Annotated in this window: 9 protein-coding genes; 1 reads left to right on the top strand and 8 read right to left on the bottom strand. The window is 61.5% G+C overall.

What is annotated here, in order from left to right; all coding sequences use genetic code 11:
* Positions 1-2 precede the first annotated feature (2 nt).
* A complete protein-coding gene (gene lapD, locus DM872_RS01360) occupies positions 3-1,949 on the top strand; it encodes a cyclic di-GMP receptor LapD (RefSeq protein WP_179057769.1) in 1,947 nt (648 codons plus the stop codon).
* A 164-nt stretch (positions 1,950-2,113) separates the two neighbouring features.
* On the opposite strand, the gene DM872_RS01355 is transcribed toward lapD, so the two are convergent.
* The 8 genes from DM872_RS01355 to DM872_RS01320 form a co-directional block, all read right to left on the bottom strand.
* Entirely contained in the window at positions 2,114-2,641 is a 528-nt protein-coding gene (locus DM872_RS01355; RefSeq protein ID WP_179057768.1) for a GspH/FimT family pseudopilin, read from the bottom strand.
* Positions 2,638-5,679, bottom strand: coding sequence for a pilus assembly protein (locus DM872_RS01350; RefSeq protein WP_179057767.1), 3,042 nt, complete (start codon positions 5,677-5,679; stop codon positions 2,638-2,640). Before DM872_RS01350 ends, DM872_RS01355 begins: the two co-directional genes overlap by 4 nt.
* A gap of 25 nt (positions 5,680-5,704) precedes the next feature.
* Positions 5,705-6,190, bottom strand: coding sequence for a hypothetical protein (locus DM872_RS01345; protein ID WP_373273670.1), 486 nt, complete (start codon positions 6,188-6,190; stop codon positions 5,705-5,707).
* Positions 6,187-7,299, bottom strand: coding sequence for a PilW family protein (locus DM872_RS01340; RefSeq protein ID WP_179057766.1), 1,113 nt, complete (start codon positions 7,297-7,299; stop codon positions 6,187-6,189). The genes DM872_RS01345 and DM872_RS01340 overlap by 4 nt, the downstream gene beginning before the upstream one ends.
* Positions 7,296-7,862, bottom strand: a complete 567-nt coding sequence (pilV, locus tag DM872_RS01335) for a type IV pilus modification protein PilV (RefSeq protein ID WP_179057765.1) — start codon at positions 7,860-7,862, stop codon at positions 7,296-7,298. The genes DM872_RS01340 and pilV overlap by 4 nt, the downstream gene beginning before the upstream one ends.
* Before the next feature lie 2 nt (positions 7,863-7,864).
* Positions 7,865-8,257: a type IV pilin protein gene (locus DM872_RS01330; protein ID WP_179057764.1), complete on the bottom strand. Its 393-nt coding sequence runs from the start codon at positions 8,255-8,257 to the stop codon at positions 7,865-7,867.
* A 434-nt stretch (positions 8,258-8,691) separates the two neighbouring features.
* On the bottom strand, positions 8,692-9,030 hold the full coding sequence (locus DM872_RS01325) for a tryptophan synthase subunit beta (protein WP_179057763.1): 339 nt from the start codon (positions 9,028-9,030) through the stop codon (positions 8,692-8,694).
* Between the two features lie 61 nt (positions 9,031-9,091).
* Positions 9,092-15,595, bottom strand: a 6,504-nt coding sequence (locus DM872_RS01320; RefSeq protein ID WP_179057762.1) for a DUF5801 repeats-in-toxin domain-containing protein, incomplete at its 5' end; no start/stop codon positions are given.

Here is a 15,595-nt window from a genome sequence, read left to right as displayed (position 1 = left end):
CCATGTCGTTACTCAAGCAACTGTTCCTGGCCATCTGCCTGCTGCTGGCGCTGGCCTTCGCCGGCAGTTTCCTCGCGGGCGTGGAAAGCTCCCGCGAACAGCTGCTCAGCCAGTTGCGCTCCCATGCCCAGGACGCCGCCACTGCACTCGGCCTGTCGATGACGCCCCATGTGGACGATCCGGCAATGATCGAGCTGATGGTCAGTTCGATTTTCGACAGTGGCTACTTCGCCAGCATTCGCGTGGTGCGCATCCCCGATGGCGGCGTGATTGCCGAGCGTCGCACCACCACCACCAGCGACCAGGTGCCCGGATGGTTCGCCCATCTGGTCAACCTCCGACCGCAGGGCGGTGACGCGCTGATCATGCGTGGCTGGCAACAGGCGGCGCGGGTTGAAGTCCTGAGCCACCCGCAGTTCGCCCTGGCCAAACTCTGGGACAGCGCCATCGGCAGCCTGGCCTGGCTGCTGCTCTGTGGCGTGGTCAGCGCTCTGGCCGGCGCCTGGCTGCTGCGCACTCAGCTGCGACCGTTGGACAATATGGTGCAGCAGGCCGAAGCCATCAGCCGACGCGAGTTCCTCGCCCTGCCCAAGGTGCCGCGTACGCCCGAACTGCGTCGCGTGGTGCTGGCGATGAACCAGATGGTGGACAAGCTGCGCAACCTCTTCGCGGAAGAAGCCGCGCGCAGCGAACGTCTGCGCGAGGAAGCCTATCAGGACAGCCTCACGGGGCTGGCCAACCGTCGCCAGTTCGATATCCGCCTGGCCAACCAACTGGTCCCCAACGACCAGAATGCTGCCGGTTATCTGTTGCTGTTGCGGGTCAACGACCTGGGCGGGCTCAACCAGCGCCTTGGAGGCCAGCGCACCGACGCCTTGATCCGCGATGTTGGTGAAATTCTCGACAAACTCGTGCAACAACGCGGCAATCCCGACTGGCTGGCCTCACGCAGCCGGGGCGGCGAGTTCTCACTGCTTTCACCCGGCCTCAACGGGGAAGACACCGAGCAATTGGCCGCGACCCTTGCCTCGCAGCTGGAAAACCTGCACGCCATCGGCGCCAGCGACCGCAGCCCAGTCGCCCTGCTCGGCATCGCCGCGTACCGGCCAGGGGAAGACATCCAGCGGGTCATGGGCCGCGCCGATCAGGCCCTGGCCCAGGCAGCGCAGAGCACGGAACGCCCCTGGGTGCGCCTGGATGATTTCGACGCGGCTCCGGGGCAAAGCCTTCACGACTGGCGGGCATGGATCGACGAGGCGCTGAACAAGGGCAAGCTGCGCCTGTACTTCCAGCCGGTAGGCCTCTGCGCCAACACCGCGGAAACCCTGCACCACAAGGTACTGGCGCGCCTGCTCGACCCTCAGGGCGAAGCAGTGCCCGCAGGTCGCTTCCTGCCGTGGATAGAACGCCTCGGCTGGGCCGCCCGCTTCGACCTGGCGATGCTGGAGCACTGCCTGGCGCACCTGCAGCAAACGCCGTCGCCCATCGCCCTGAGCCTGTCCGCCGCCAGCCTGCAACTAGGAGAACACCGCGAACGCCTGCTCGCCCAGCTCAAGGCGCATCCGCAACAGGCGTCGCTGCTCACCCTGGAACTGGACGAACGCCACCTGCCACCGGCCAGCGAACTCGGCCAGGTCTGCCATGCGATCCGCGAAACCGGCTACAGCGTCGGCCTGCAGCATTTCGGTGGACGCTTCAGCCTGATCGGCAACCTCGCCCACCTGGGCCTCGCCTACCTGAAGATCGACGGCACCTACATCCGCGCCATCGACTTGGAAAACGACAAGCGCCTGTTCATCGAAGCGCTGTTCCGCGCCACCAACAGTATCGACTTGCCCCTGATCGCAGAGATGGTGGAAACCCAGGGCGAACTGGACGTGTTGCGGGAACTGGGAATCCTGGGCGCCATGGGCCGACTGATCGGAGCACCGGCGCCGTGGCATGAGTGAGCTGGCGCCGGCTGATCGCTGCAGCAGGCTGAACTCGGTGCATCTGTAGGAGCGAGCTCTGCTCGCGAACGCTCCCGCTCGGGCTGTTCGCGAGCAAGCTCGCTCCTACAAAAGCAAAGGGCCACGAGCGGCCCATGTGTCGAGAAGTTAATTGGTGGGCGGGGTCAATCAGGGCATGCGCCGGTGTAGGTCTTGGTGACCCGCACACGTCCTGTCGCATTGATGCTTACCACCCGCTCCTGAGCGCCATCAGGATTGCCCCTGCAAACGGTAAGTGCCGTTACGGTGGCTCCCACTGCGCTGGGTTTGAAATCCAGGCTAGCGGCTGACGCGGCGATCCGGTAGCCGCTGGAAATGGCCGATCGGCGTTGAATTACGGTACTTCCCGCCAGAACGATCCACCCCTGCTCCCAACCGTCGGTCGAGCCACAGCTGGTTCCATTGCTCGACGCACACACCTTGACCACATCGTTGCGTTTGATGGCCTCGCCACGGGCGATTCGGAATGCGCTCGCAAGGTCGTCAGCATACGACCGGATTCTGCTCCGCTCTATGAAATCCGAGAAAGACGGTGCCGAAGCAGCGGCAAGAATGGCCAGGATTGTCAGGGTCACCAGCAACTCGATCAGGGTGAAGCCGACTTGGCTGCCCGAGGCAGGACCAGGTCGGCGCTTATACAAAGACAGGATCATTGTTCGATATTCCAATAGACCCGTGCCTTCGGTTGGATGGTGGAGGTGGGCGGAATCGGTGGACTGCCTTCCAGGGGCGAGTCCGGGTTGGCGCCAATCACAAAGGGAACCGTGGAACCGTCATCGAGGGTCACCATCCCCGCCACGGGAGATGGCGGCAGGCCGCCACCCGAAATGACCTCATAGCGATCGCCATCCAACCCTTCCGCATTGAGGTAGCTGATGTTGTAGACCCGCGCGACGCCGAGGTTGGAGCACTGCCCGGAAACCGGCACAGCGGGCATGTGGGTACTGAACGTCACGATGCCGAACACGGTAATTGCCGACGTTACTACCTGCTCGGTGGAGCCGAGCGCGAGGTACCAGCCTTTCTTGCCGGCCAATTGGGTGTCCGTCGGTGTGCTGCTGGTGGTGATGGCGAACAGCGAATCCCTGCAGATCACATCGTCGCCGCACGTGTCGCTCTCAGCATCCAGCCAGTCCTCATCCTCGGGGCGGTCCTTCAGCATGAAGAAGTGGTTTGACACCGCACTGGCCGAGGTGAAAGTGGTTAGCGGCTTCTCCCGGTCGCCGGAGCCGAGCAGCAGGATGTACTCGTCATTGTGAAGGACCACATCCGGGCCAAACACGAACTTGCGATTGCTCGTACAACTGGCGTTAGCGGTGTTGCAGCCCAGCGAGGCGATCTTGGTGATATCCCAGTTGGAGGTGTTCTCGGTGCCGATGTCGATGCGATAGACGCTGCCCCCCAGGTCGGCCAGGTAAGCATATTTGGCCAGCCCCGTGACCTGGTCTGGAATCACCGTCACATCACCGACTACAGCGCGGTCGGTATCCAGCTTGCGCAGCAGCGTGCCAGAGTCCGCATCGAGCACGTAGACGTGATTGCCCTTGGTGGACGAGGTGCAGCTGTGGGGGTCCGAATCCTCGCAGGGGTCATAACCTCCACCCATGATCAGCAAAGGCGAGTTACCGGAACCATAGCCGGCAGCCTTGAAGATCTTCGGCGCTGACCAGGTCTGGCCGATACCTGAGAAATCTGACGTGCAACCCGTGTCATTGGCAGTTGTCCCCGCCACCAGATTGTTCGGGCAGCCCTTCTTCCACTTCAGTACAGGACTGGAAGCGTTGCTCACGTCAAAGGCGTAGAGCGCCCGTCCGCCGCGCCGCATGGTTGCGTACAGCCACTTGCTGGAAGTTCCCACGTAGGCAGCGACAGTGCCGTCAAAACCATAAGGCTTGGGTTGGGGAGTCGGGCTTCCGGTGGTGTGACCGGGAAACTTGAGAGTGACCGTGTTGTCGCGGATGCGCTTGATGTTGGCGTAGAACTCCGGCGCCATGAAGGACCAGATCTCTTGGCCAGCCGCGCTCAACCCGATGCTGGTAGTACGGTTACCGTTGATGGCTCGCAGCAGCCCATCGTTGCCGCCATAGAAGACCACGACCTGGGGGGCAACGTCAGTGCCGTAGTTGATCGCAACCGGCCGCGAATGCACGACGTCTCCATGCATGGACGGACGTTTCTCGGTGAAGACGGTATCGCCATCCTCGTCCATGTTGTCGGTGCCTGTCGCCCAATTGATCAGGTTGGTGCGTTCGGTTGCATCCGCCGCGCCAAGCAGCGAGTTACTGATGGCGGTGTTGGCCGTCGCAAAATCCGTCAGCGCGGTGCAGGAAGAGAAGGTCGGATCGCAGGTCTTGATCGTGCGGCTCGTGGTATTGCGCAGCATGTAGGCCTGCGCACCCTTCTCGACGATGTTGCCATCCGGATAGTCGGACACGTCGGAGCCCGGCACCAGCAGGCATGCACCCTGGGGCCGGAACGTCCAGTAGGTTTCGCCTACGGTCGTATTGGGCGTCCAGAAACTGCGCGCGCACTCGGTGATGAAGCCCGTGGAGGCGTTGATGGCGCTCTTGCTGTCGGCGTCCTGCAACTTCAATTCATTGGCGATCACGCCAAGCTTGTATTGCTTGAGGTTGCCGGCCCAGCGGGGGAATCCGTCCTGGTCGGGCCTGAACATACCCACATACACCTGGTTCAGATAGGTGCCCTGGGTGTTCACGCTCACCGGCAGGCTTACCGAGGCGAATACGCTGTTCACCGCCTGGATCTCCGAGAAGATCGCATTGAGTGCGTCGGCAATTTGAGAGCCGGTGGATGTGACGTCGAAGTACTTGCCGCTGCTGACGTTGGCTGCACTCTTGAGCAGCGCCGTCCAACCAGGCCCCTGGCCGGTGGTCTTCTTGTTGATATCCACCGTGTAGGTGGTGATCCCCAGGCTGCTCTTCTTCATGAAGCGCGCCCATTCGTCAGCCATATTGTTCTGAGAACCGCTGGGGGTAATAGGGATCTCAGTGGTGCGCCCCCCCAAAGCCGCCAGCGCCTCGGTGGACTGATCAATAGAATTGTGATCATCCTGAGCAGCACCATTGCTGATGTAGATGACGTAGTTCTTGGCACATCCCGTCACGATCGGTGATGTATAAGTGGCCGCGTCCCGCGTTGCCAGGGCATTACCCGCCAAGGCATAAACGTCCTTGGACTGAGTACTGCCAAAAGTACTGCCGGTGTAGTCGGACTTATTCTTGAAATTGCCGGCATAAGGTCTGCCGGCCGAGAAATACAGATAAGCTTCTTCAAATGCGAGAGAAATCTTCCCTCCGTTGGACTTGTCGTTTCCAACATCCAGAGAGTTCACCAAGGCCTGATATGTTGGCTTGGTGCTATCCGTTAGCAACCGAATTGCTGCCCTGACATAGCCTCCATCGACATTGGAGTTTCCATTCCCGGTCTCTGTGTACATCATCAGGCCGACCCGGAACTTGTTCGCCGGCAAGGCAGAAATTACAGACGACAAGGCCGCCATCTCATTGTTAAAGGCAGTGTTCCACTCCGCCCTGTTGTCGAGAACGATCAGGACATTGGGCGCTTCCGTCGCGCTTGCCGGCGTGCCCACGAACAAATCCACGTCATCCGCCTTGGCCACTCCCTGTGCCAACAGCAGCCCCATCAGGGCCAGATTGAAGTACTTCTTCATGTCGATTCAGCCTCGAAAGGGGGCATCAGGGACAAACGGCATTCTTCTGGGCATCGGTCAGCAGGACCCGAACGCCGCTACGCACACGGGCCCTGGCGCCGCTGGCAGGATCATTGACGGTGGCGTCCAGCCCCCAGACCGTGTTCCAGGTCGAGTTGGACATGGCTCCCAGACTCAGGCTGCTCGGGGCGGCCGCCGTGGCAAGAGTGGCCCTTTGGCAGACCGGTGCGAGCATCGACACGACGTAATCGCGATTACCGTCATTGTTGAGATCGACATTGATCTCCTCTGCGGTCGGGGCTGTGGTGAAGGCGGAACCGATCACCTGCTCGATGGCTACGTTGGCAGCCATCACCGCCTCGTCACGGACCTGCATGTTGCCAACGGCCTTGTGGCTGGAAATGCTCTGGACGAAAGCCCCGGAGACCATCAGCGTAAGCAGAAGCAACATGACCAGACCCACGATGAGGGTCGCACCGCGCTGCCGCATCATTTGCAGGCTCCTATTCACGGCGTTTCCCTCCTTCCGGATACGTTCACCAGGCGGACGGTGGTGCCATAGACATGGCGCTTGTAGCTGTCCGTGTATGGACCCAAGGTGCTTCCCGCCAACGCGAATGACTTGTCGGAGCTGTAGCCGGGGGACGGCTGGATGCTACGCACCAGCAGCGAAAGCTCTACCGCAACCGTATTTATGGTTTGCGCGAGGGTGCACGCCGATACCCCAGGGCAGGTTTCATCAGGCGAACCATCGCCACGATTGGTAGGCGAGTCCTTGCGGTCGTCGTCCTGCCAGTCAATGGCCTGGGCGAAGTTCACTGCGGCGCCGGTGTCGCTCCGACTGTCCACCTTGAACACGACCTTCATGCCTTCCACCCCCTCTACTAGAGGAAGGGGCGGCTGCTGACTGACTGCACCGCCTGCAAGGTCAAGCTCCGACCGCACAAGCGTGGGAATGCCGTCCCCTGCTGTCACTGCAAAATCGCGAATGTAATAGATGTGGGAAATCAGACGGCGACGGTCTGCAATGGTCGTGCAGTTGCGTTTATGCAGAGACAGCTCGGCGGCTGAGTCGCCCATCGCCAAGCCACCTTCGGTGTTGCAAGCAGACGCCTGGACATATACGCGCCCCTCTTGGAAAACATCACACCCCGTCGCCCCGGCGACACAGGTGTCGGCGTGCCGTACTACCAGGATGTCAGTACCAGCGAGCCGATTCTGAATAATCGTGGTGCAGCCACTGGGGACGCTGCTGAGGAGTTGTACCGGCATTCCCAGGACGGCTTCCTTGTCGGAGGCGGTCCAGCTATCGAATGCCGTGCAGGGGTCCGGGAAGCTGGCTGGAACGTCCGACGGCGAATCGGCATAGGTCAGATCGTCGAACCCGGGCACGAAGCCATCCCAGAAACCGGCATGACTGATGTCCTCCTGGAGGACCTGCATGGCAAAACGGCCGTTCTCGATCTGCTCGTTTGCCTTGGCCATTTCGTCATTGGAACGGGAGATGTTCAGATACAGCGTCAACACCGAGCCAGTGACCAGCAGGCCCAGCAACATTGCGATCATCAACTCGATCAGGCCGAAACCACGCGCGGCCTTGCGGGAATTCAGGCAGGTCATAGGTTAGCCACCCTGACTACAGCAGTTACCGTGCGGCGGCACAGGTCGCTGGTACAGTTGGAGCCGGACGCACCGTTGTAGCTGTTCCTGCCACAACCCACGGACGAGGGAGGGGTCGACAGCGGGGACAACCCCTGCCAGGCGACCGTGATCAGATACTGCCCGCTACCGATGCTCTCGACGCAACCGCGACCACCGATCAGGCCACCGACCTTCGAAGTACCGCTGACTTCCGCCGCGCCCTGCAGTGCCTGGCACCACTCCGAGGAATCGATCTGCTGGCGTGTGGACGTGGATGTCGGACAGGTCATGCCCACACCGAGTGGACTGGACGCGCCGGTGACATAGCCCCCCGCGGCGTTGCGGTTGGCTGCAAGCCGGCTTTCCATGTCCTGAAGCAGGATGAGTGCCTGGGCCCGCTGATATGCCTCAGCCTCGGAAAGATGCAACCGCGACTGGAGGGCGGCGATGCCCAGTAGCCCAATGGCGAGAATGACGAGGGTCACCAGGACTTCGATGAGGCTGAAGCCTGCACTTCGCTTGAACGCGTTTCCCGAAGCCATGATTACCACTTCCCGGAAGGGCTTTTGACGCCCTCGCTAGTCAGTGAGAGGTTGCCATCGCTGGTTTGCGAACCGATCGCGGTGAACTGAATGGTGAACGACGGAACAGTCCCGGTACCGAGATCAATGGTGTAGCTGTAGTTTGGGGAAACATCAGAAGGGAGTGCATACCCGCTTGCTTCGAGAACGGCCTTGCTGGCGTATGCCCGGTTGGCAACGAGGAATTGCTGTTGCCTGTTGGCAATATCCATCATCTGCGACTGTGCCGCCGACCGTTTACCTCGAATGACATACTGCGTGTAACTAGGCAGCGCAATACTTGCAAGAATCGCGACAATAACGACCGTTATCATCACTTCTATGAGCGTGAAGCCTTTTTGTATCGGTCGCGACACTTCTCACCTCGCGGTTCCAGGGGTCCCTGGCCCAAACAAGCGGCCTCGGGACCCCACAGCTGGAAAATCAGGCGTCCAACCAGTAACTCATGAGCACATATAGCAGTGCGCCATCAGCTGAATGAGCAGGATTGGATGACCGCAGAAAATATAGCGATAAATGGCTTTCTGCTAGTAGAAGCGGGTCGCAAATAATAAATATATCCGCCAAAGAAAAAGAGAATTATTATCAGTCGAAAATGACTTTCGGCAAGACCATCAATTCCTGTTCGAATACTCAGGAATCGTTTATGGAACTAAAGTCCAAATTGAAGAAATACTTAATTTTATCAAGGCAAACTTCAACCAATTCGCTCATGTTGAGTTGATCAAATACGAGGGAATGACACGCCCGACGATGCGAATAGATCGACCCGGGTATGTGGAGCCGTCCCTCAATACGGCAATTGCGAATCGTCCGGCACCAATCCGCCCAGATCCACCACCTGAGAACGCGCGTATGCACGCTGCTGGAGCTTGCGACGCGCTGCTTCGGGCAGGTCGGTGTAGTTCATCACGCCGCGCTTCACCAGCACCTGCACCAGGTCCTCGACCACCCGCACCAGTTCCAGGTCGGAGTGCTGCAAGGACAAGAGGTGATCATGCAGGCTGCGGCTTGCGAACCAGCTCTGCACTTCCGGATCGTTGGCCGGCATGCTCTGGGTCATATTGTCGAAGGGTTCGTGCTCCACCCGCAGCACCCTGCCCTTTTCATCGCGCTGGACGAAAACCATAGGTCCCTCCCCCGCTTCAATCCAGATTCGGGCCCGCCCGAAGGCGGGCCCTCGCTTGCAATCAGGCGTCCACTTTCAGCGAGCCATCATCGAGCATGTGCGTGATCACCGACGCGGTGTCCGGCGCCCCGTACGCCGCCATCAGGTTCACGCCTTGCAGCACGACGGTCTGGCCGTCCCCACCCGTGGCAGCGGCGTTGCTGTCCACCGTAATGGTGGTGTTGGCGCCGAAGGCCATGGTCAGGTAATCGTCCAGGCTGCCCACATTGCTGTGCTCGCCGGTCAGCAGTTGCGACAGGTCCAGCTTGTCCACACCCGGAGTGAAATCGGTGATGGTGGTGATGCCGCTTTCACCAGGCAGCCACTTGAAGGTGTCCGCCCCGTCGCCGCCGGTCAGTTGGTCATTGCCGCCGTTCCCCGCCAACACGTTGTTGCCGCTGTTCCCGGCAAGCACGTCGTTGAAGTGCGAACCAAGCAGGTTTTCGACATCGATCAGCGTGTCCAGCCCGCCGCCGCCGGTGTTCTGCTGGCCAACCAGCGCGAGGTTCACCGCGACACTGGAAGCCGCGTTGGAGTACGACGCCGTGTCGCTGCCCAGGCCGCCATCGAGGATGTCATTGCCAGCCCCTCCCACCAGCACGTCGTTCCCCGCCAGCCCTGTCAGGTGGTCATTGCCGCTCGTGCCCTGGATCACGTCATCGCTGGCGGTGCCGACGAAGGTGGTGCTGGATTCGAGGTTCACCTGCAGTACCTGGGTCGACGAGGTGTCGCCATCGGCGTCGCGTACGCCGACCTGGAAGTTCAGGCTTGCGTCCAGCGTACTGGTCTCTCCCGTGATGAAGCCCACGTCGGAAACTTTGAGCACGTCGTTGTCGGTGGCTGACGAGGTGAACGACACCCGGTCGCTCACATCCGAGGCGCCACCGCTGCCAATGGTGGAGTTGAAGTTGATGGCCGAGGAGGAAGCGATGCTTTCGACGCTGGTTAGAATCTGCGCACCGTAGATCTGCCAGTTCTCGCCCGGGGCGTTGAAGTCGTTCTTCTCGATGACGATGGCACCGTCGTTGTTGTCCAGCGTGATGCCATAGGCCGCCAGCGCCACGCTGTTGGCGGTCATGATGTCAGTGCTGCTCACCACCAGCGCGCGGGTGGTCTTCGCGCCACCGGCACCGACCAGCTTCAGCACCACGACCAGGTCTTCTCCGTTCACCCCATCGAACTTGAGGAACATGCCTTCGGCACGGGCGCTGGGTTCTACACCCAGATTGCCTTTCGGATTGCTGGTGTAGAAGTTGAGGTCCAGGACTTCACCCTTGCCCATTGTGTCCCCGCCCACACCATTGGCCGCGTTACTCACACTGACCCACGAGGTGGCCTGATTGAAGAGTTCGCCATCGGTGAAGGTGGAGGTGGTGGATATCCCGGCACGCAGGTTGTTTTCATTCGTGCCGCCGCCAGGCTCGGCATAACTGGTGTACTGCACGAAGAAGTCGTTATCCAGCTCCACCACCGCGACCATCGGCTGGGTCGAATCCGGAAGCGTGCTGTTGACCTCGTAGCCCGAGATGCTGATCGAGGTGCTGGTCTTGAAGATGGTGAAGCCCTGGATCGGCTCATCCAGCGCGACACTGTAGGTGCCGTTGACCTTGTCAAAAGTCAGGGTGCCGTTGGCCGGTTCCAGCGTCCCGGGACTCGCCGAGTTGGGCGCGTAGTTGAAGGTGATGTCGAAGATTGCGCTGGTGGCCGATTCGGACACCCAGGTCACCGCCGTCGAGGAAATCGCCACGCCGCCCACGGTGCCGGTCAGGCCGATGGCGGTGAAGTCCGAGTCGGATGCCGAGAAGGGTCCGCTGCCACGGGTGTCGCCGCCGGTGCTGTAGACGAATACACCCGACGCGCCGGCAACACTGTCGCCATTGGAGAACACCAGGTTCGAGGTCTGCAGGATGGCCGGGATGTCGTCTTCCACCTGGATCAGGAGGTCGCCCGCCAAAGGCAGGCTGCCGCTGGCATTGCTGGCCTGCAGCGCCCCCGTCAGGTTGAGGGTGAGGATCTGATCGTCACCTCCTGCACCATTGGGATGGTCGAGCGCGCCCAGCAGGGTGAAGGTGTAAACGCCATTGCTGGCTACCTGCAGGGTGAACACCGTTTCGGTGCCAGCCTTGGCCACCAGGGTGTCGCCCACGCGTGCATAGGTGATGGTTACGCCATCCGAAGTCAGCACGGGCATCGCCTGCGGCGTGGCGGCCACACTGAATTGCGCTCCGACCGGTGTACCGACCAGCAGCTCACCGAGATTGCCGGTCACCACAGTGGTCTGGGCGTCACCGTCGGTGATTCCGCCAGGCAGCTCATCCTCGTCCACCCGTCCGATCACTGGCGAGGTGTCTTCGATCCGCACCGTCAACGAGGCGCTAGACGGGTCGCCGTCCTTGTCGATGATGCTGTAGGTAAAGCTCTCGCTGGTGTCGGCGGCCACATTCTTCGGCGCGACATAGGTCCACGCACCCGTGGTGAAATCAAAACTCAACTTGCCGCCACCAAGTGTGGTGATCGCACTCAACTGGCTGCCGGAAAGACTGCCACCGGTGCTCAGAGTGATCGTGCTGGCGCCATTCCACGTATAGGTGGTGGTGCCGATCTGGATGGATTGGACGCGGCCCGCACCGTCAGCACCGAAGGCATCATCGTCACCGCCACCCACGGCGTTGTCGCTGCCCAGCAGGACGTTGCCGGATACCACGCCACCCACGATCTGGCTGGCCAGGGTTTCGACCAGGTCCTCGAAGGCGGCCACCATGATGGGCGAGCCGGAACCATCGACGTCCACATCCTGCAGTCGCGGCGTATTGATGCCGTTGCCTACGCCGATGGTGGTGACGTTGATGCCGTTGTTATCGACGAAGTTGTTCCACTGGGTCGCCACGGCCGACGTCAGGGATGTGTCGCCCGGTCCGGTCTGCTCGTTCGGATTGCCATCACTGATGAAGAAGACCTGGTTGCTCCAGCTCGACAAAGGCGTGAAGACCGCCATGGTCTGCTGGATGGCCGCGGTGAAGTCGGTGTTGCCGGAGAACGGGCGCTCGCCGCCTTCCGCCGGATTCAGGCTGTTGACCAGATTGATGAACGCAGTGACATCAGTCACCACCGGGTAGGACGCGGCGGTCCCGGAGAACGCCACCAGTTGGATGCGCACATCGCCATCGGTGGTGCTGAACAGCGTCTGTCCGGCATTGCGCACCGCATCCAGCATGGTGTCCAGCTCGGTGTCATCGATACTGCCGCTGAAGTCCAGCACGAACACCACGTTGAAGTCCTGGCCGCTGCCTTCGGCTACGTCGGCGCTATCGTTCTTCCCGCTCGGCGTATCGTCGTCGACCTTGATATCCAGGGTGCCGTTGGTGGAGTCGCCATCCTTGTCGGTGACCTTGTAGGTCAGGCTGAACAGCTGGTCATTCTCCTCACCGCCCAGCGCATGCTGGATCGGCGCGAGCTGGGTCACGCCGTAGGCACCGGTGGTGCTGTTCAGGGTCACCTCGATGACGGTGGTGGTGCCCTGCTTGATCAGCAACGTGGTGCCGGATATCACGTAGCTGAAGCCAACGGGAGCGCCCGTGCCCTGCCACTGGACATCACCGGCACCGTCGGCACCGAAGACAAACCCGACGCTGCCCGTGGTATTCGCCGAGTCCGGGTCGTCGCCAGTGCCATTGGCAATGCCGCCGGGAAGGGCGTCGTCGTCCAGTTGCACCACGGCATTGCTGGTCACCGTCGGTGCGTCGTCACGGAAGCTGATCGCGCTGCCCAGATCGAGGGTCGCGCTGTCCTTGTCTCCATCGCCATCGGTAATGGTGGCGCTCAAGGTGATCAGGTCGGCACTGGACAGGCCCGCCACCTGGTCTGGGCCGCTGTCAGGCGAATGCACAATTGCCCGCTGCTGGTCGAGGGTCACCGTGCCATCGGCAGCGACGCTCAGGCGGAAGGCGACCTGTCCCCCGCCGCTGACCAGCCCGACGATGTCCGAACCGACCTTGGACAGCAGGATGCTATTGCCGGTCGCGGTGTCCCGCAGGCCGCTGTCCACTCCGGCAGACTTCACGTTCAGGCTGTAGGTGATGGCGTTACTGACGGCCGCACCGTCGGCACCGAACACCGTCGCGAAAGCGCCGGCGAAACTGGTGCTGGCATCGAGGCTCAGGTTGGTCTCGTCCACCTGCACGCCCAGGGCACCCAGCCCCTTCACGCTGATGTCCGGCACATCATCGATGATGTTGACGGTCAGGATGCCGGTGCCGGTGTTGCCGTTGGCGTCGGTCACCGTGAACGTGAAGGTCTCGGTGAACTGCAGGTTGTTGCCGTTATCACCCGGATTGACCTTGGGTGCGGAAACCAGTGTGTAGGTGTAGGCGCCTGTGCTGCTGACCACCAGTTGGCCATATTGGCCATTGCCCGCCCCGACACCCAGGCTGAAGCTGTACGGCCCGTTGCCACCGCTACCCACCAGGGTGCCGCTGGCGAACTCGTCGTTACTCGACGGTGCACTACCGAAGCTCAGGGCTGCTTCGCGCACGTCCTGATCCGAACCGGCCTGCACACTCCCCGTCACTGTGTAGTTGGACACATTGATGGTCAGCGTCGTGGTGCTGAGGTCGCCGTCGGCATCGACGATGGTGTAGGTGAAAGTATCCACTGCACCCGCCTGGCCCACCGAGTTGGCGTGGCTGGTGTACGTGTAACTTCCGTCGGCATGCAGCACCAAGGTGCCCAGGCCAGTGTTGATGGGATCGCCGACACTGCCGGAAGCAGCAGTCGTGGTGTCACCACCTGCGCGCACACCCACTACACCGGTGGTCGGCGACGGACGTCCATCTGCACCGAACACATCGGCCACCGAACCCGATCCGGCGCCACTGACCACATTGCCGTTGACGCTGCCGCCCTCGCTGAGCGAGGCACTGTCAGCCTTGGCCTTCGGCACATCGTCGACAATTTCGATGGCCACGCTGGCCGAAGCGTTGGCCAGCCCGTCGCCCACGTTAATGAGGAAGCCGTCCGTTTCCGGACCGGCAGCATCGGTGGTCGCTTCAGTGAGCGTGTAGCTGAAGTTATAAGTGCCGTTGCTGTAGCCAGTGATCTGCACCGTGCCATGAGCGGTGCTGAAGCTCTGCCCAACCAGGCTGGCAAAGCTGCTGGTGGTGAGGTCGACGCTGAGGCTACCGACACTCAAGGTCTTCAGATTGGACAGCCCATCGGAGTCGGCGACGGTGAAGCTGCCGGTAGTGACCGTGCTGCCATCGCCGGCACTGGAACCTTCCGGTAGGCCCTTCTCGTAGACCTTGGCCAGATCGCCGCCAGCATTGGGCGTGCTGACATTGACCGTAGGGATATCGTTGCTGCCGGTGATGGTGATGGTCAGCGTCGAATTGCTGGGGTCGTTGTCGGCATCGCGCATGGAATAGGCGTATTGCAGGGTGACCTGCTCGCCCTGGTCCAGGCCTTCCACCGCCGCCGAGCCATTGGCCAGCGCGAAGCTGTAGCTACCGTCTGCATGCAGGGTGACGACGCCGTAGGGCGTGTTCACCAGCAAACTGCCGTTATCCCCCGGCGTGGCACCGGCCACACCATTCCAACTGGTGAAGGTCTTCGGCTGGTCGGCACCACCGACGTCGTTATCCAGCACATTGCCGCTGACACTGGACGGGCTGCCGTTCTCGGTCACGCCACGGCTGTCGGGGTTGGCGGCGGGTAGGTCGTCGACGATCTCGATGCTGACATTCGCTGAGGCACTGGCCAGGCCATCGCCCACATTAACAAGGAAGCCGTCCGTCTCCGGACCGGCGGCATCGGTGGTCGCTTCAGTCAGCGTGTAGCTGAAGCTGTAGACGCCATTGCTGTAACCCGCGATCTGCACCGTGCCGTGAGCCGTGGTGAAGCTCTGCCCGACCAGGCTGGCGAAGCTGCTGGTGGTGAGGTCCACCGTCAGGCTGCCAACGCTGAGGGTCCTCAGGTTGGCCAGCCCGTCGGAGTCGGCGACGGAGAAGCTGCCCGTGGTGACCGTGCTGCCGTCCCCGGCGCTGGAGCCATCCGGCAGGCCTTTCTCATAGACCTTGGCCAGGTCGCCGCCAGCGTTGGGCGTGCTGACATCGACCGTGGGGATATCGTTGCTGCCGGTGATGGTGATGGTCAGCGTCGAACTGCTCGGATCGTTGTCGGCATCGCGCATGGAATAGGCGTACTGCAGGGTGACCTGCTCGCCCTGGTCGAGACCTTCCACCGCCGCCGAACCATTGGCCAGCGCGAAGCTGTAACTACCGTCAGCATTGAGAGTCACCAGGCCGTAGGGCGTATTGACCAGCAGGCTGCCGTTATCCCCCGGCGTTGCGCCAACCACGCCATTCCAGCTGGTGAAGGCCTTCGGTTGGTCGGCACCACCGACGTCGTTGTCCAGCACATTGCCGCCGACGCTGGACGGGCTGCCGTTCTCGGTCAGGCCACGGCTGTCGGGATTAGCACTTGGGACGTCGTCGACGATCTCGATACTGACATTCGCCGAGGCACTGGCCAG

This window comes from Pseudomonas taiwanensis (assembly GCF_013393345.1).
Lineage (GTDB): Bacteria > Pseudomonadota > Gammaproteobacteria > Pseudomonadales > Pseudomonadaceae > Metapseudomonas > Metapseudomonas resinovorans_C.
The sequence above is the reverse complement of the archived record's forward strand: the minus strand, read 5'-3'. Positions and strand labels throughout refer to the sequence as shown.